Below are 14,290 nucleotides of genomic sequence, written 5' to 3' on the forward strand. Positions count from 1 at the left end.
ATGGGCAAGGATCACACCCTCTTCGCGCTTGGCGAAGGCAAGGTGGTATTCCACACCGGCAAGCTCGGCCGCAAGTACGTCTCGGTAGATGGCCTGGCCGAAGCCGCAGAATAACGGACGATCAATGAAGGGTCGTCCTCCGATAGGGGCGATCCTCATGGGCATCGGGCCGTTGGCCTGACACCCGGTCCGAGGGAACAAGGGGCGCTCCTTCCATGTGAGGGGCGCCCTTTTTCTGTTCGGCGAATATCCCCTCAAAATCCCTCAAGCCTTTGGAACTGAACGGCTTCTCGCGCGTCATGCGGGCGGGCCATCCAGCCAGAGAACAGCGTCGCGAAGCCGTCACGAAAGGCGGCTAGGGGCGCGCACAAGAGGAGACGAGAATGTTCGCCCGTACCCCCCGCCTGCTGCTGCGTCCCGGTTGGATGGAAGACGCGCTGGCGCTGGCGCAGACCATCAACGATCCTGTGATCGCCCGCAGCCTGTCACGCGTTCCCACTCCCTATGGGCTGGACGATGCCGAAGGCTTTCTGGCGCTTAACCAGCATCCCCGCCTGCCCCGCCTTCTGGCCTTCACCCGCACCCAGGGCGCGCCGCGCCTTGTGGGCGGCTGCGGCATCCATCTGGACGATCAAGGCACGCCTGAACTCGGCTACTGGATTGCCCGTGCCTATTGGGGGCTCGGCTTTGCGACCGAAGCCGCGTGCGCGGTGCTGAGCATGGCGCGGGCCAACGGCGTCGGTGATATTCGCGCCTGTCACTTCGCCGACAACCCGGCGTCGGGGAATGTCCTGCGCAAGCTGGGCTTCCGCTTTACCGGGCGAATCGAAAAGCGCTACAGCTTGGGCCGCGACGCCATGGTCGATTGCCTGCTGTTCGAGGAAGGCGAGGATGGCCGAATGAACGCCGACCCGGCGATGGATCTCTACGGGGATGCCATGCCGGCAATGGCGGCCTGAAACCCTGAAGGCCATCCTCCTCGCTCGCACGGGGTGGATGGCAGTCTGATCGTCACGGTTTGGGGCGGTCGAACACCCGCGTCGGCTTGCCACCCAATTGCGTATCGATGAGCGGCGCGAAGCCCAGCTTCTCTGCCACCTTGATCGATGCCAGATTGTCCGGGTCGATGATGCAGCGGAGCGACGGCGCGTCGAGATTGGCGTCGGCCCATTCCAGCACCGCATGCATCGCTTCGGTGGCGATTCCCCTGCCCCACGCCTCTGGACCGAGTACCCAGCCTGCTTCGGGCACGCCCTCCAGTTCGGGCAGGCCGCGCTCGGCACTGAGCAGCCCCGCTTCGCCGAGGAAGGCGCCGCTATCGCGCTCCTCGATCACCCACATGCCATAGCCCAGCATCGGCCACATGCCGCCATAACGCAGCAACCGGAACCACACCGCCTGCGCGTCCTGCGGCAAGCCACCGATATGGCGCACGACATCGGCATCGCCCCACAATTTCCGGCAGGCGACATAATCCTCCACACGATGCGGGCGGAGGATCAGGCGAATGGTTTCCAATATCGGCGCTTGGGTCATGCAGGGATAAGAAACCCGTGCGCCCTTTCGGTCAAGCGGTCGTCAGGCCAGCATCCATCCGCGCATCGACATAGGGCGTGTCGGCCAACGCGATAAGCGCCCGGTCATCGACCTTCCACGGATGAAAGCCGGGAAGAAAATAGGCGAACCAGGGCCGAACGACACGGCGCAACACGCCCGGCCGCACCATCGCATAGATCAACAACCCACCCCAGGCGCGCCGCCCCGTGACACCGTCCTGCCGCAGCAACTCCATCATGCCGCGGGCGCGGTGGTGGAGGAAATTCTTGGTCACGACCAGCATCATCACGGACTTGACCCACCAGCGCTTGAACCGCGACCAGTCCCGCGTGGCGTGCATCCATGTGTCATGGGCGACGCCCTTATGCTCGATCTCTTCCACCGCATGCCAGCGCCAGAGCGCGGCGACCTCCGGATCAGCCCCCTCCAGGTGGCGCGGGTCGCTCAGCAGCTCATGGGCGAGAATCGCCGTAAAATGTTCCAGCGCCATGGTAGCGGCGAGGCTGGCTATCGGCGGACGGCGCTTCGCCATGTCCAGCACCATTGTCACGTCGGCGTCGAGGCGCGACACGTCATAGCCATGCTCAGTGACTTGCCGATTGAAAGCGAGATGCTCACGGCTATGGACGACCTCCTGCCTGATGAACGCCGCGATCTCCTGCGCCAGTCGATCGGGCACGCCGTCGCGAAAGGCGCGGACGCTTTCGATGAAATAGGCTTCGCCGCGTGGGAAGGTGATCGACAGGGCGTTGAAGAAAGCCGTGGCGATCGGATCGCCGTTCAGCCAATGTCTTGGTGCGGCGCGATCCCGACCGAAACGGCGGTCGCGCGGCAGGATGGTGAGATCGGTCGGGGTCATTGGACGCCTCCGCAACTTACTTACATTGATGTAAATATGAGTAACTGACACCCATGTCAATAAAACGCGCCCGCCTCAGCCCGGACGAAAGCCGCCTTGTCGCCGTGGAGGCTGCGCGCGACCTGCTGATCGAGGCCGGGCCGCAGGCGGTGACATTGAAGGCTGTGGCAGGACGGATCGGGCGGACGCATGCGAACCTCCTTCATCATTTCGGATCGGCGGCCGGATTGCAGAAGGCGCTGGCAGGCCATCTGGCCGACACGATCACTGCCAAGATCGGCGAGGCGGTGGACGCGGCGCGGCGTGGCGAGCTGGCGCCCCGGATCATTGTCGACATGACGTTCGACGCATTCGACCGGGAAGGCGCAGGCGCGCTCGCCAGTTGGATGCTGGCGTCGGGCAATGAGGATGCGCTCGATCCGGTAGTGGACGCGATCCACCGGCTGGTCGACAAGCTCGCGGCGAGCGCGATCAACCCGAACATGGCTGAATTGATCCGCGACAATACGTTGATGCTCGTGCTGCTGGCGCTGGGTGATTCGCAACTAGGCGGATCCATGGCCGGGGCGCTGGGCCTGCAGCGTGAAAAAGCGCGCGAAATTGCCACCAGAAGTCTGACCTTTGCCCTGATGCAGGAAGTCGCGACGATCGCAGCGCAAGCCAAGGTTTAATTTTGCCGCCGATGGCGCTATGGGCGCGGGCAGGATGGACGATCCTGCATCGTCCCACTGTTTCTTGTTTTCCGCATTCAGCGAGCCGGCGTCTGTTCCAGCCGCCTCCAGAATGCTCTATGGGCGCGCCATGCATTTTCTCGATCAAGCCAAAATCTATATCAAATCCGGCTGGGGTGGCCCCGGCGCGGTCAGTTTCCGCCGTGAAAAATATGTCGAATATGGCGGCCCTGACGGCGGCAATGGCGGCAAGGGCGGCGATATCATCTTCGAGGCCGTGGCCGGTCTCAACACGCTGATCGACTTCCGCTACACCCAGCATTTCAAGGCGCAGCGCGGCCAGCCCGGCATGGGCAAGAACCGCTATGGTGCGGGCGGCAACGACCTGGTCGTGAAGGTGCCGGTCGGCACCCAGATCTTGTCCGATCCCCAGGCCATCGAGAACACCGAGGATGAGGACGGCTATCCCGACTATGAGGATCAGGAGATTCTGGCCGACTTCACCGAGGTCGGTCAGCGCGTCACCTTCCTGCGCGGCGGCGACGGCGGCCGCGGCAACCTGTCCTACAAGACGAGCACCAACCGCGCCCCGCGGCAGCATGGCACGGGCTGGCCGGGTCAGGAAATGTGGGTGTGGCTGCGGCTGAAGCTACTGGCCGATGTGGGCCTGGTCGGCATGCCCAATGCGGGCAAGTCGACGCTGATCAATCAGGTGACCAATACCAAGGCGAAGGTCGGTGCCTATGCGTTCACGACCACCAAGCCGCAGTTGGGCGTGGTCCTGCACCGCGATCGCGAATTCGTGCTGGCCGACATTCCGGGCCTGATCGAGGGCGCGGCCGAAGGCGCGGGCATCGGCGACCGCTTCCTGGGCCATATCGAGCGCTGCCGCGTGCTGCTGCACCTCATTGACGCGACGGGCGACGATCCGATCGACGCCTTCCGCATCGTGACCGACGAACTGGCAGCCTATGGCGGCGGCCTGGACGAAAAGCCGCAGATCGTGGCGCTCAACAAGGGCGACCTGCTGGGACAGGAACTGATGGAGGACATCGCCGCGCAGCTCCGCGAGGAAGCGGGCGTGGAGCATGTGTTCATCATCTCCGGCGCAACCGGCGAAGGCGTGGGCGCGCTGATGGATGCCGTGCTGCCCATGCTGGATCAGGACGTGGAAGATGAAGAGGATGAAGGTGGCGACGAAGGCGAAGCCACCTGGTCGCCGATTTGACGGCGACTAGCCTAAACCCGTTCGGTTCGAGCGAAGTCGAGAACCGTTTTGCGCCACGCTTCTCGACTTCGCTCGAAGCGAACGGATGTTTCTTCCAGTGACCATCCCCCTCTCCGGTTTCCCCCCTGCCCTCGTCCGTCGCCTGGTCATCAAGATCGGGTCCGCGCTGCTGGTCGATGCGGAGGGGCAGGTGCGTGTCGACTGGCTGCGCACGCTGGTGGCCGACGTCGCGACGCGCAAGGCCGCCGGGCAGCAGGTCATCATCGTGTCGTCGGGCGCGATCGCGCTGGGCGCGCGGCGGCTGAAGTTGCCCAAGGGCGGGCGCGGCAGCCTTGAGGATGCGCAGGCGGCGGCAGCCACCGGGCAGATCGCCCTGTCGCAATGCTGGGCCAGCCTGCTCGCCGAAAAGGGCATCACCGCCGCGCAGATGCTGGTGACGCTGGACGATCTGGAGAACAGGCGGCGCTACCTCAACGCATCGGCGACGCTGGAGCGGCTGGTGGCGCTGGACGTCGTGCCGGTCATCAACGAAAATGACAGCGTGGCCACGACCGAGATCCGTTTCGGCGATAATGACCGCCTTGCGGCGCGCATCGGACAGGCGGCACGGGCTGACGCGGTTGCGCTGCTTTCCGATGTCGACGGGCTTTACACCGCCAACCCGCACGTCGATGCCAGCGCCATGCTGATAGAGACAATCGAGACGATCGACGCGCGGATCGCGGCGATGGCCGATGGCGGTTCGGCGTCGGGCATGGGTTCGGGTGGCATGGTGTCGAAAATCCAGGCGGCGCGTATCGCAACCGGCGCGGGTGCGCATCTGGCGATCATTTCCGGCAAGGTCGACGCACCGCTGTCGCATTGGGCGAATGGCGGTCGCGGCTCGATCTTCCTGGCGGCGCAAGGGAAAGGCGCACGCAAGGGCTGGCTCGCCGGACGACTGACGACACGCGGGCGGCTGATCGTGGATGCGGGCGCGGAAAAGGCGCTGGGCAAGGGCAACAGCCTGCTCCCCGCCGGCGTGGCGAGCGTCGAAGGCGTGTTCGATCGCGGCGACGTGGTCGACATCGTGGCGCAGGACGGCCGGGTGATCGCGCGCGGCCTGATCGAATATGACAGCGTGGCAGCGATGAAGATCGCCGGGCGTCGCAGCGAGGATATCGCCATGCTGTTGGGCGAGATGCCGCGATCGGTGCTGGTCCATCGCGATCATATGGCGATGGTGTGAGATGACGCCGTTCAGAATTGCCATGACGGGCGCGACGGGCTTTGTCGGCGCCGAGATGCTGGAGCAGACGCTGGGCGAAGGGCTGCGCGTCAATGCGCTGACCCGCAGGGCGCAACCGCCGCGCGCGAAGCTGAAATGGGTGCCGGGATCGCTGGAGGATGCGGCCGCGCTCGATACGCTGGTGCGGGATGCGGACGCGGTGGTTCATATCGCCGGCGTGGTGAATGCGCCCGATCGCGACGGGTTCGAGGCGGGCAATGCGCGCGGCACGGTAGCGGTGATCGATGCGATGCGCCGACGCGGGATCAAGCGGCTGGTCCATGTATCCTCGCTCGCCGCGCGAGAGCCGCAACTTTCTCATTATGGCTGGTCGAAGGAACTGGCCGAACGCCATGTGAAGGCGAGCGGCCTCGATTGGACGATCGTGCGACCGCCGGCCATCTACGGGCCGGGCGACCGGGAGATGCTGGAACTGTTCCGCATGGCCAAGCGCGGCATCATGATGTTGCCGCCGGGTGGGCGCCTGTCGGTGATCCATGTCGGCGATCTGGCGCGCCTGCTTCTGGCCTTGGCGCAGGAAAAGGAAATCAGCCTCACCCGCACCTTCGAAGTGGACGACGGCACCCCCGACGGCTGGGACCATAAGGATTTCGGCGCGGCGATCGGCCGGGCGGTCGGACGGACCGTGAAGGCGGTGGCGACGCCCGAATGGCTGCTGAGCCTTGCGGCACGGACGGACCGGTTGGTGCGGGGTCGCAGGGCCAAGCTGACGCCCGACCGGGTCGATTATTTCTGTCATCCCGACTGGGTCGTCACCCAGCGCAGGCAACCGCCCAAGCGGCTGTGGATGCCGCAGGTGTCGACCGAGGAAGGCTTGAAAGCCACCGTAGAGGCCTATCGGGAAAAGGGCTGGCTGTAGGGCCATCCCATCCCAACAGTCGCTACTGATCCTCCGCCACGGGTTTCTTCGCACGCTGCTCCGCCAGAAATTCGCTGATCGCCTGGCCGCTGGCGTTGAGCAGCGGATAGGTGCGCGCGTCGCTCAACCAGTCGGGGCGACGCGCGCCGCTGCCGTAGAACGTGTCGTAGACCAGGCTGAAGGCCAGGAAGATAAGAGTCGCGCCGATCAGTCCCTTCACCGCGCCGAAGCCCGCGCCCAGCACCCGGTCGACGGGGCCGAGGATCGACTGTCGGGTGCGGCGGCCGATGGCGTGGGCGATCAGCTTGCCGATACCGAAGGTCACGCCGAAGACGAGGATCAGCGCCAGCACCGCCGCGCCGCTGGGGCTGCCGACGAAGGCGCTCAGTAATTCGGCGGCCGAGGCATGAAACAGGCGAATGGCGAAGATCGCCAGCACCCAGGCGATCAGCGAAAGCGTTTCCAGCACGAAGCCGCGCATGAGGCCCAGCACGGCGCAGCCGCCGATGGCGGCGAGGACGATGATATCGATGGCGTTCATTGCCAGCGTGGCTATCCGCGTCCCAGCATCTGGTCAACCAGTTGGGCCAGCGTGCGAAAACCGCTGACGGCGATTCCTTTTACCCCGTCCGCAGCCGACGCAGGGATGAAGGCTCTGTTGAAGCCGAGCTTCGCGGCCTCGCGCAGGCGGAGCGGCGAATGGGAGACGGGGCGGATCTCGCTCGACAGCGCGATTTCGCCGAACAGCACGACATCGACCGGGACCGGCCGTTCCGACATGGCGGAAATGAGCGCGGCCGCGACGGCCAGGTCGGCGGCCGGGTCCGTCAGGCGATAGCCGCCCGCGACATTGAGATAGACTTCGCAGGTCGAGAAACTGAGGCCGCAGCGCGCCTCCAGCACGGCGAGGATCATGGCGAGCCGCCCACTGTCCCAGCCGACGACTGCGCGCCGTGGCGTCGCGCCGCTCGACAGGCGCACGACCAATGCCTGTATTTCGACCAGCACCGGCCGCGTTCCTTCGAGTGCCGGGAAGACGGTCGCACCCGTCACCGTCTCGTCGCGGTTGGTAAGGAAGAGCGCGGAGGGGTTGGCGACTTCCTCCAGCCCTTCGGCGACCATGGCGAAGACGCCGATCTCGTCGGTGCCGCCGAAGCGGTTCTTGACCGCGCGCAGGATGCGATACTGGTGGCTGCGCTCCCCTTCGAAGGCGAGCACGGTATCGACCATATGTTCCAGCACGCGCGGACCGGCGATGCTGCCGTCCTTGGTCACATGGCCGACCAGGATCAGCGCGGTGCCGCGCTGCTTGGCGAATTTGATGAGTTCCTGCGACGCGGCACGGACCTGGCTGACGGTGCCGGGCGCGCCCTCGATCAGGTCGCTGTGCATCGTCTGGATCGAATCGATGATGAGCAAAGCGGGCGGTGGCCCGTCGCCCAACGTGGTGAGGATATCTCGGACGGATGTGGCGCTGGCAAGCTGGACCGGCGCGTTGCCGAGGCCGAGACGCTGGGCGCGCAGGCGGACCTGATCGGCCGCTTCCTCGCCACTGATATAGGCGACCGAAAGCCCGCGCGACGCGATGCGCGCCGCCGCCTGCAACAGCAAAGTCGACTTGCCGATGCCCGGATCGCCGCCGATCAGGGTCGCGGAGCCATGGACGATGCCGCCGCCCAGCGCCCGATCGAACTCCGCAATGCCGGTGCTGGTGCGTGGCGGCAGTTCGACTTCGCTGTCGAGGCCGACCAGCGTGATGGCGCGTCCGCCATTTTGCAGGTCATGGCGCTGCGAGAAGACAGTCTCCGCCGCTTCCTCGACGATGCTGTTCCATTCGCCGCAATCCTCGCACTGGCCCTGCCATCGGCTGGATATGGTGCCGCATTGCTGACAGACGAATTTGCGTTTTGCCTTGGCCATGGCACGGATATGCCGAGGGCGCGTGAACATTGCAAGAACATCGATACACTCGCTGGAAACATCCCGCGCCGTGGCGCATTGAAACGACATGAGAACGATCCGCGTCGCGAGCTACAATATCCGTAAGGCCATCGGTACCGACCGGCGTCGGGTTCCCGAACGGGTGCTGGAGGTGTTGACGGAGGTAGATGCCGACATCGTCGCGCTTCAGGAGGCAGATCGCCGCTTCGGCATACGCTCCGCTGCAATCCCGCCCCTGCTGCTCGACCAGCAAAGCGGCTATCGCGCGGTGCCCCTGAATGTGCAGACCGATTCGATGGGGTGGCATGGCAACGCGTTGCTGGTACGCAAGGAGGCCGAAGTGGCCGCGCATGACGTGCTGCACCTTCCCTATCTGGAACCGCGCGGCGCGACCATGGCAGAGGTGGCGGTCAAGGGGGCGTCGGTCCGGGTTTTCGGCATGCATCTCGACCTGTCGGGCCTGTGGAGGCGACGGCAGGCGGCGGCAGTGATCCACGCAGCGGCGCAGGGATTGGAAATGCCGACCGTGCTGATGGGCGACCTTAACGAATGGAGCGCCGGGCGCGGCTGCCTCGCCGACTTTGCCCGTCATTACAGTTTCGCGCCGTGCGGACGAAGCTTCCATGCGCGGCGGCCGGTCGCGCGGCTCGACCGGATCATGCATTGCGGCAAGCTCAAGCTGAAGGATTGCGGCGTGCATGAAAGCGCGGCCGCGCGCAGGGCGTCGGACCATCTGCCGATCTGGGCGGAATTTTCGGTTGGGTAAGTGCAATCTGAGCGAGTGGGGTGTGGGACAATCCATCCCCTCGACATTTCTCCTTCCCTCTGCGACGCTTAGCGGATGAAGGAGCGGGAACTGCGGCTGGCGCTGGTCTGCTATGGCGGCATCAGCCTGGCGATCTACATGCACGGCATCACCAAGGAAGTGTGGCGGCTGGCGCGGGCAAGTCGGGCGTTCCATGACCATGCGCCTGCCGGCACCGGGAGCGAGGCGGTCTATCGCCAGATGTTGGAAGCAATCGAGGCGCAGAGCGGCATCAGGCTGCGGATCATGCCGGACATCATCGCTGGAGCGAGCGCAGGCGGGATCAACGGCATCTTTCTGGCGCAGGCGATCGAGACGGGCCAGTCGCTGGAGCCGCTGACCGACCTGTGGCTGGACAATGCCGATGTCGACCGGCTGCTCGATCCCGATGCCCGCCCGGCTCGCGCCCTGACCAAATTCTGGGCGACGCCTCTGGTCTGGATGGCGGCGCGGCGACCGGGCGATGCGGTGGAGCGCACGGTTGCCCCCGACACGCGCGAGGAGGTGCGGATGAAGCTGTCCCGCTTCATCCGGTCGCGCTGGTTCGAGCCGCCCTTTGGCGGAGAGATTTTCTCCAACATGCTCATCGACGCCTTCGACGCGATGGCCGCCGCCGAAAAAGGCCCGCCATTGCTGCCCGATGGTCATCCGCTCGACCTGTTCGTCACCGTCACCGATTTCGAGGGCCATCCCCAGAGCCTGAACCTCAACAGCCCGCCGCAGGTGATCGAGACGGAGCATCGGCTCTCCATAGGTTTCCGCGCGCGGGGCCGGGGCGAGAGGCTGTTCGCCGACCCGGCCGAACTGGTCTTCGCCGCGCGGGCGACGGCGAGCTTTCCCGGCGCCTTCCCCCCCTTCACCGTGCGCGAACTGGACCGGGTGCTGGAACGCAAGCATCGCAACTGGCCGACCCGCGACGCCTTCCTGGCCCGCGCCCTGCCCCGCCATGTCGCGCGCGGGACAGCCGAGGACGCCGTGCTGATCGACGGATCGGTGCTGGCCAATGCCCCCTTCGCCCAGGCGATCGGCGCGCTGCGCAACCGGCCGTCGCGGCGCGAGGTCGACCGGCGCTTCGTCTATATCGACCCCAAGCCCGGCATCCGGTCGATCCGGCTGAACAAGGAGGGCGAGCAGGAGGATGCCCCGACCGGCGAGGCAGCGCCCCTGCCCGGCTTCTTCCGCACCATTTTCGGCGCGCTGAGCGACATTCCGCGCGAGCAGCCGATCCGCGACAATCTGGAAGCAATCGACCGTCATTCCGCGCGCATCCGGCGGATGCGGCGCATTCTCGACGCGCTGCGACCGGGCATAGAGGAGGAGGTGGAGGGCGCGATCGGGCGGATGCTGTTCCTCGACCGACCGACCCCGGCGCGGCTCTCGGCCTGGCGGGCCAAGGCGCAGCAGCGGGCGGCGAGCGCGGCGGGCTTCGCCTATCCGGCCTATGGCCACCTGAAGCTGTCGGGCATCGTCGAATCGCTCTGTGCCTTGCTCTTCCGCCTGCCCGGCGAGGACAGCGCGATGATGCGCGAAGCCTATCGGCAGGCGATCTGGGCGGAAATCCGCAAGCTGGGCGCCGACCATCTGGGCGAGGGTAATGGATCGGCGGCAGCGCCGGTCGCTTTCTTCCGCGCGCATGACCTCGCCTACCGCATCCGCCGCCTGCGCTATCTGGCGCGGCGGCTGGCCGATACGCTGGAACTGGAGGCCGACGCCGACGATCCGGCGGTGCAGGCAATGCACGACGCCATCTATGGCGCGCTGGCGCTTTATGCCGAATGCGAGGAAAGCGACTTCCACGGGCCGGAGGTGGTGGACGCGGCCAGGGCGGTGCCGACCGATGCGGCCGCCGCACTGGAGGCGGTGGCGCGGGCGCGGGGCCTCAAGGCGCGGGATGATTCGGCCGACCTCATGCTGGCGGAAGCCTTCGCCGGCCTGCCCAGAGCCGGGCGGCGGACGATGCTGCTCGCCTATCTGGGCTTTCCCTTCACCGATATCGCGACATTACCGTTGCTCCAGGGTGACACTCTGGATGAATATGATCCGGTCAAGGTCGACCGCATCTCCCCCGAAGACTGCACTGCGATCCGCAGCGGTGGCGCGGAGGCGACACTGAAAGGCATAGAATTCAATAATTTCGGTGCATTCTTTAGCAGGGTCTATCGCGAAAATGACTATCTCTGGGGGCGGCTCCATGGCGTCGAGCGGCTTCTGGATATCGTGAATTCCGCAACACCTGCGGCAAGCCGTCTTTCCCCCACGATACTCGCCGACTATAGGCGGGCCGCGTTTCTGGCGATCCTCGACGAGGAAGAGTCGCGGTTGCCGCATGTTGCGGATCTGATCGCCAGCTTGCGGGAGGAAATCGGTTGAGCAAGCGGGTGGTGCTGGTTCCGATGGTTATGATGCTGGCGCTGGTCGCCGGCTGCCGCGCGTCGGATGACAGCGCCCAGGCGGACAATGGCGTGCCGACGCCTCTGGCCGTCGTCGCCCCCGACAATGCCGTGCCGCCGCCGCCCGCGCCGCCCGTCACTCCGCCGAAGCCGGGCCCGGTCGTCACCGTTCGAGCCCAGCCCGCCCCCTATTTCCCGCTCGACCTGCCGCCGTCCGACGTCGCGGCGAGCGCCGCGCCCTTCCCGCGCGAAGTCACCGAATTCATGGTCGCCCGTGACGGTTGCGACCATTTCCGGGGCGAGGAACCCTATGACGCGGAACGCCGCGTCTATATCGAGGAAAGCATCGCCGAACTGTGCCAAGGCACCGACGCGAAGCTGGCCATGCTGCGCCGCCGCTATGCCGGCGACCCGTCGGTCCTGTCCGCCCTCAAGGGCTATGAGGACCGGATCGAGACGCCGCAAAGCTACTGATCATTACCCGAGCAACCGGTCGATCGCATGGGCGAGGTCGATGTCGCGCCGCGACAGGCCGCCCGCGTCATGGGTGGTGAGGACGATATCGACCCGGTTGTAGACGTTCGACCATTCGGGATGATGGTCGGCCTTTTCCGCCAGGATCGCGACGCGGGTCATGAAGCCGAAGGCGGCGTTGAAGTCGGCGAAGGTGAAACGGCGCGAGATCCCCTCCGGCTCAGCGACCGGCGTCCATTCGGGCAGATCGGCGAGCGCGAGCGCCCGTTCCTCTTCGGTCAATCTGGCAATCATGTCCTGTCCTTATCCCATCGTCTGATGCGGCGCGTCTGCCGCGATTTCCGGGCGGGCGAATGTTCCCTTTCCCGCGATATGCCTTTATGTGGCAGCCATGTCGTCCAACGGTCAATCGCCCCGCTTCGCTCCCACCACGGAAGAGATTGAGACGCTTGCGCTCGCCGCGCTCAATCGCCTGCCAGAACCCTTCAGTGAACATCTGGCCAATGTCGTGCTGTTCGTCGAGGACTTCGCCTCCGCCGAGATATTGAAGGAAATGGAACTGGAGGATCCGTTCGAGCTGACCGGCCTCTATAGCGGCCGGACGGTCGGACAGGATGCACAGACCGGGGACATGCCGCCGACGGTCCATCTGTTCCGTCGGCCGCTGCTGGACGAATGGGTCGAAACCGGCGTGCCGCTCGATGCGCTGATCACCCATGTGGTGGTGCATGAGATCGGCCATCATTTCGGCCTGTCCGACATCGACATGCATGTGCTGGAGGACATGGTCTCCCTATGACCGGCGCGGCGTTGCGCCTGACCGATGTTGCCTGCCTGCGCGGCGGACGGATGCTGTTTCGGGGTGTCGGCCTGACGCTGGCGCCGGGCGGAGGCGCGTTGCTGACCGGGCCGAACGGGGTGGGCAAGTCGAGCCTGCTGCGCGTGTGCGCCGGACTGCTGCCGGCCTTTGCCGGAACGGTGGAGCGATCGGGCGGCATCGCCCTGACCGACGAGCGGCTGGCGCTGGATGCCGACCTGCCGCTGGCGCGGGCGCTGGCGTTCTGGGCGCGGCTGGACCGGACCGGGCCGCAGGCGGTCGCCGCCGCGCTGGAGGCGATGGCGCTGACGCCGCTGGCGCAGGTGCCGGTGCGGATGCTGTCGACCGGGCAGCGCAAGCGGGCGATGCTGGCGCGGGTGATCGCGAGCGGCGCGGGCGTCTGGCTGCTGGACGAGCCGGGCAACGGGCTGGACGTCGCGTCGATCGACCTGTTGGGTCAGGTGGTGGCGGATCATCTGGCGGCGGGCGGGATCGTGGTCGCCGCGTCGCACCAGCCGCTGCCGATCGCCGCTCCGGTGACGCTGGATCTCACCGATTTCGGGGCCGATTATCAGGCGGAGCCGGCATGACCATGCTCTGGCTGCTGGCTGCGCGCGACCTGCGCCAGGCCTGGGCTTCGGCGGGGTTGTGGCTGCCGGTCGCCTTCCTGCTGCTGGTCGCCAGCCTCTATCCCTTCGCGGTCGGGCCGGATGCGGCGCTGCTGGCGCGGACCGGCGGCGGCATGATCTGGATCGCGGCGCTGCTCGCCAGCCTGCTGCCGGTCGATCGGCTGGTCGCGCCGGACCGCGATGCGGGGGTGCTGGACCAGATCGCCTTGCGGGGTATCGGCGAGGAAATGGTGGTGATGGCGCGGCTGGTGGCGCACTGGCTTGGCTTCGGCCCGCCATTGATGATCGCCACCCTGCCCGCCGCCGCGCTGCTGAAGCTGGAGGCTGCGACGATCGCCAGGCTGGAGATCGGACTGCTGATCGGGACGCCGGCGCTGGCGGCGCTGGGGCTGTTGGTGGCGACGCTCACCGCCGGGCTGCGGTCGAGCGGCGCGCTGGCGGGGCTGCTGGCGCTGCCGCTGGCGGTGCCGCTGCTGATCTTCGGAGCGGGGACGCTGGGCGATGGCAGCGGCGCGGCGCTCAAATTCCTGGGCGCAGCGGCGCTCCTGCTGGTGGCGATCACCCCCTTCGCCGGCGGGGCAGCGATCCGGGCGGGCCGGGAATAGGATTTCGCCCGCTTAACTTCGCATATTTCCCGCAGATTTTGACATATTGTTACGTCTGACCGATCCTATCGGAATGTCCGATGCAGGCGCGATCACAGTTATCGCATAGCGACGGCATGTAGGACAGAGGGCTGGTTCGGCCAGTTATCGCCATTCCTTCTCCCTTG

At 66.2% G+C, this 14,290-nt stretch carries 17 protein-coding genes; 12 read left to right on the forward strand and 5 right to left on the reverse strand.

What is annotated here, in order from left to right; all coding sequences use genetic code 11:
- Both VMR39_RS12605 and VMR39_RS12610 read left to right on the forward strand, forming a co-directional pair.
- A partial coding sequence (locus VMR39_RS12605; protein ID WP_325416365.1) for a 50S ribosomal protein L27 occupies nucleotides 1-114 on the forward strand: 114 nt, incomplete at its 5' end.
- Nucleotides 115-383: 269 nt separating this feature from the next.
- On the forward strand, nucleotides 384-959 hold the full coding sequence (locus tag VMR39_RS12610) for a GNAT family protein (protein ID WP_325416337.1): 576 nt from the start codon (nucleotides 384-386) through the stop codon (nucleotides 957-959).
- Nucleotides 960-1,011: 52 nt separating this feature from the next.
- Here the strand turns inward: VMR39_RS12610 and VMR39_RS12615 are convergent, their stop codons facing one another.
- Together VMR39_RS12615 and VMR39_RS12620 are read right to left on the reverse strand one after the other, a co-directional pair.
- Nucleotides 1,012-1,536: a GNAT family N-acetyltransferase gene (locus VMR39_RS12615; protein ID WP_325416338.1), complete on the reverse strand. Its 525-nt coding sequence runs from the start codon at nucleotides 1,534-1,536 to the stop codon at nucleotides 1,012-1,014.
- A 31-nt stretch (nucleotides 1,537-1,567) separates the two neighbouring features.
- Nucleotides 1,568-2,416 (reverse strand): metal-dependent hydrolase, encoded by an 849-nt coding sequence (locus VMR39_RS12620; protein WP_325416339.1) that lies wholly within the window; start codon nucleotides 2,414-2,416, stop codon nucleotides 1,568-1,570.
- A 53-nt stretch (nucleotides 2,417-2,469) separates the two neighbouring features.
- On the opposite strand from VMR39_RS12620, the gene VMR39_RS12625 reads away from it, so the two are divergent.
- From VMR39_RS12625 to VMR39_RS12640, 4 genes are all read left to right on the forward strand, one after another.
- Nucleotides 2,470-3,087: a TetR/AcrR family transcriptional regulator gene (locus VMR39_RS12625; RefSeq protein WP_325416340.1), complete on the forward strand. Its 618-nt coding sequence runs from the start codon at nucleotides 2,470-2,472 to the stop codon at nucleotides 3,085-3,087.
- A 130-nt stretch (nucleotides 3,088-3,217) separates the two neighbouring features.
- Nucleotides 3,218-4,315: a GTPase ObgE gene (obgE, locus tag VMR39_RS12630; RefSeq protein ID WP_325416341.1), complete on the forward strand. Its 1,098-nt coding sequence runs from the start codon at nucleotides 3,218-3,220 to the stop codon at nucleotides 4,313-4,315.
- A gap of 97 nt (nucleotides 4,316-4,412) precedes the next feature.
- Nucleotides 4,413-5,543 (forward strand): glutamate 5-kinase, encoded by a 1,131-nt coding sequence (gene proB / locus VMR39_RS12635; RefSeq protein ID WP_325416342.1) that lies wholly within the window; start codon nucleotides 4,413-4,415, stop codon nucleotides 5,541-5,543.
- Between the two features lie 22 nt (nucleotides 5,544-5,565).
- The gene (locus VMR39_RS12640; protein WP_325416366.1) at nucleotides 5,566-6,462 is read left to right on the forward strand and encodes an NAD-dependent epimerase/dehydratase family protein; all 897 of its coding nucleotides are present in this window, start codon (nucleotides 5,566-5,568) and stop codon (nucleotides 6,460-6,462) included.
- A 22-nt stretch (nucleotides 6,463-6,484) separates the two neighbouring features.
- Here the strand turns inward: VMR39_RS12640 and VMR39_RS12645 are convergent, their stop codons facing one another.
- Both VMR39_RS12645 and radA read right to left on the reverse strand, forming a co-directional pair.
- Entirely contained in the window at nucleotides 6,485-7,003 is a 519-nt protein-coding gene (locus tag VMR39_RS12645; RefSeq protein WP_325416343.1) for a CvpA family protein, read from the reverse strand.
- An 11-nt stretch (nucleotides 7,004-7,014) separates the two neighbouring features.
- Nucleotides 7,015-8,382 carry a DNA repair protein RadA gene (radA, locus tag VMR39_RS12650; protein ID WP_325416344.1) on the reverse strand — a complete coding sequence of 456 codons (1,368 nt, stop codon included), beginning with the start codon at nucleotides 8,380-8,382 and terminating at the stop codon, nucleotides 7,015-7,017.
- Nucleotides 8,383-8,470: 88 nt separating this feature from the next.
- Between radA and VMR39_RS12655 the strand changes: the two genes are divergently transcribed.
- The 3 genes from VMR39_RS12655 (at nucleotide 8,471) to VMR39_RS12665 (ending at nucleotide 12,072) form a co-directional block, all read left to right on the forward strand.
- Nucleotides 8,471-9,169 (forward strand): endonuclease/exonuclease/phosphatase family protein, encoded by a 699-nt coding sequence (locus tag VMR39_RS12655; RefSeq protein ID WP_325416345.1) that lies wholly within the window; start codon nucleotides 8,471-8,473, stop codon nucleotides 9,167-9,169.
- Nucleotides 9,170-9,244: 75 nt separating this feature from the next.
- Nucleotides 9,245-11,578 carry a patatin-like protein gene (locus VMR39_RS12660; RefSeq protein WP_325416347.1) on the forward strand — a complete coding sequence of 778 codons (2,334 nt, stop codon included), beginning with the start codon at nucleotides 9,245-9,247 and terminating at the stop codon, nucleotides 11,576-11,578.
- A gap of 29 nt (nucleotides 11,579-11,607) precedes the next feature.
- The gene (locus VMR39_RS12665) at nucleotides 11,608-12,072 is read left to right on the forward strand and encodes a hypothetical protein (RefSeq protein ID WP_325416368.1); all 465 of its coding nucleotides are present in this window, start codon (nucleotides 11,608-11,610) and stop codon (nucleotides 12,070-12,072) included.
- A gap of 3 nt (nucleotides 12,073-12,075) precedes the next feature.
- On the opposite strand, the gene VMR39_RS12670 is transcribed toward VMR39_RS12665, so the two are convergent.
- Nucleotides 12,076-12,366: a 4a-hydroxytetrahydrobiopterin dehydratase gene (locus VMR39_RS12670; protein ID WP_325416348.1), complete on the reverse strand. Its 291-nt coding sequence runs from the start codon at nucleotides 12,364-12,366 to the stop codon at nucleotides 12,076-12,078.
- A gap of 97 nt (nucleotides 12,367-12,463) precedes the next feature.
- On the opposite strand from VMR39_RS12670, the gene VMR39_RS12675 reads away from it, so the two are divergent.
- The 3 genes from VMR39_RS12675 to VMR39_RS12685 are packed head-to-tail and all read left to right on the forward strand — an operon-like array spanning nucleotide 12,464 to nucleotide 14,123.
- Nucleotides 12,464-12,871 (forward strand): metallopeptidase family protein, encoded by a 408-nt coding sequence (locus VMR39_RS12675; RefSeq protein WP_325416349.1) that lies wholly within the window; start codon nucleotides 12,464-12,466, stop codon nucleotides 12,869-12,871.
- Nucleotides 12,868-13,479 carry a heme ABC exporter ATP-binding protein CcmA gene (ccmA, locus tag VMR39_RS12680; RefSeq protein ID WP_325416350.1) on the forward strand — a complete coding sequence of 204 codons (612 nt, stop codon included), beginning with the start codon at nucleotides 12,868-12,870 and terminating at the stop codon, nucleotides 13,477-13,479. Before VMR39_RS12675 ends, ccmA begins: the two co-directional genes overlap by 4 nt.
- Complete coding sequence (locus tag VMR39_RS12685; protein WP_325416351.1) at nucleotides 13,476-14,123, forward strand: heme exporter protein CcmB; 648 nt, start codon at nucleotides 13,476-13,478, stop codon at nucleotides 14,121-14,123. The genes ccmA and VMR39_RS12685 overlap by 4 nt, the downstream gene beginning before the upstream one ends.
- The last annotated feature ends 167 nt before the right edge of the window (nucleotides 14,124-14,290 follow it).

Source organism: Sphingobium sp., from assembly GCF_035511395.1.
In the GTDB taxonomy this organism is placed as follows: domain Bacteria; phylum Pseudomonadota; class Alphaproteobacteria; order Sphingomonadales; family Sphingomonadaceae; genus Sphingobium.

Excerpts from the sequence above, each read along its gene's own strand:
- VMR39_RS12625 (WP_325416340.1), top strand. The coding sequence starts at position 2,470 with ATGTCAATAAAACGCGCCCGCCTCAGCCCGGACGAAAGCCGCCTTGTC.
- VMR39_RS12665 (WP_325416368.1), top strand. The coding sequence starts at position 11,608 with ATGATGCTGGCGCTGGTCGCCGGCTGCCGCGCGTCGGATGACAGCGCC.
- obgE (WP_325416341.1), top strand. The coding sequence starts at position 3,218 with ATGCATTTTCTCGATCAAGCCAAAATCTATATCAAATCCGGCTGGGGT.
- VMR39_RS12670 (WP_325416348.1), bottom strand. The coding sequence starts at position 12,366 with ATGATTGCCAGATTGACCGAAGAGGAACGGGCGCTCGCGCTCGCCGAT.
- VMR39_RS12675 (WP_325416349.1), top strand. The coding sequence starts at position 12,464 with ATGTCGTCCAACGGTCAATCGCCCCGCTTCGCTCCCACCACGGAAGAG.
- VMR39_RS12620 (WP_325416339.1), bottom strand. The coding sequence starts at position 2,416 with ATGACCCCGACCGATCTCACCATCCTGCCGCGCGACCGCCGTTTCGGT.
- VMR39_RS12615 (WP_325416338.1), bottom strand. The coding sequence starts at position 1,536 with ATGACCCAAGCGCCGATATTGGAAACCATTCGCCTGATCCTCCGCCCG.
- VMR39_RS12610 (WP_325416337.1), top strand. The coding sequence starts at position 384 with ATGTTCGCCCGTACCCCCCGCCTGCTGCTGCGTCCCGGTTGGATGGAA.
- radA (WP_325416344.1), bottom strand. The coding sequence starts at position 8,382 with ATGGCCAAGGCAAAACGCAAATTCGTCTGTCAGCAATGCGGCACCATA.
- VMR39_RS12660 (WP_325416347.1), top strand. The coding sequence starts at position 9,245 with ATGAAGGAGCGGGAACTGCGGCTGGCGCTGGTCTGCTATGGCGGCATC.
- VMR39_RS12640 (WP_325416366.1), top strand. The coding sequence starts at position 5,566 with ATGACGGGCGCGACGGGCTTTGTCGGCGCCGAGATGCTGGAGCAGACG.
- VMR39_RS12655 (WP_325416345.1), top strand. The coding sequence starts at position 8,471 with ATGAGAACGATCCGCGTCGCGAGCTACAATATCCGTAAGGCCATCGGT.
- VMR39_RS12685 (WP_325416351.1), top strand. The coding sequence starts at position 13,476 with ATGACCATGCTCTGGCTGCTGGCTGCGCGCGACCTGCGCCAGGCCTGG.
- VMR39_RS12645 (WP_325416343.1), bottom strand. The coding sequence starts at position 7,003 with ATGAACGCCATCGATATCATCGTCCTCGCCGCCATCGGCGGCTGCGCC.
- ccmA (WP_325416350.1), top strand. The coding sequence starts at position 12,868 with ATGACCGGCGCGGCGTTGCGCCTGACCGATGTTGCCTGCCTGCGCGGC.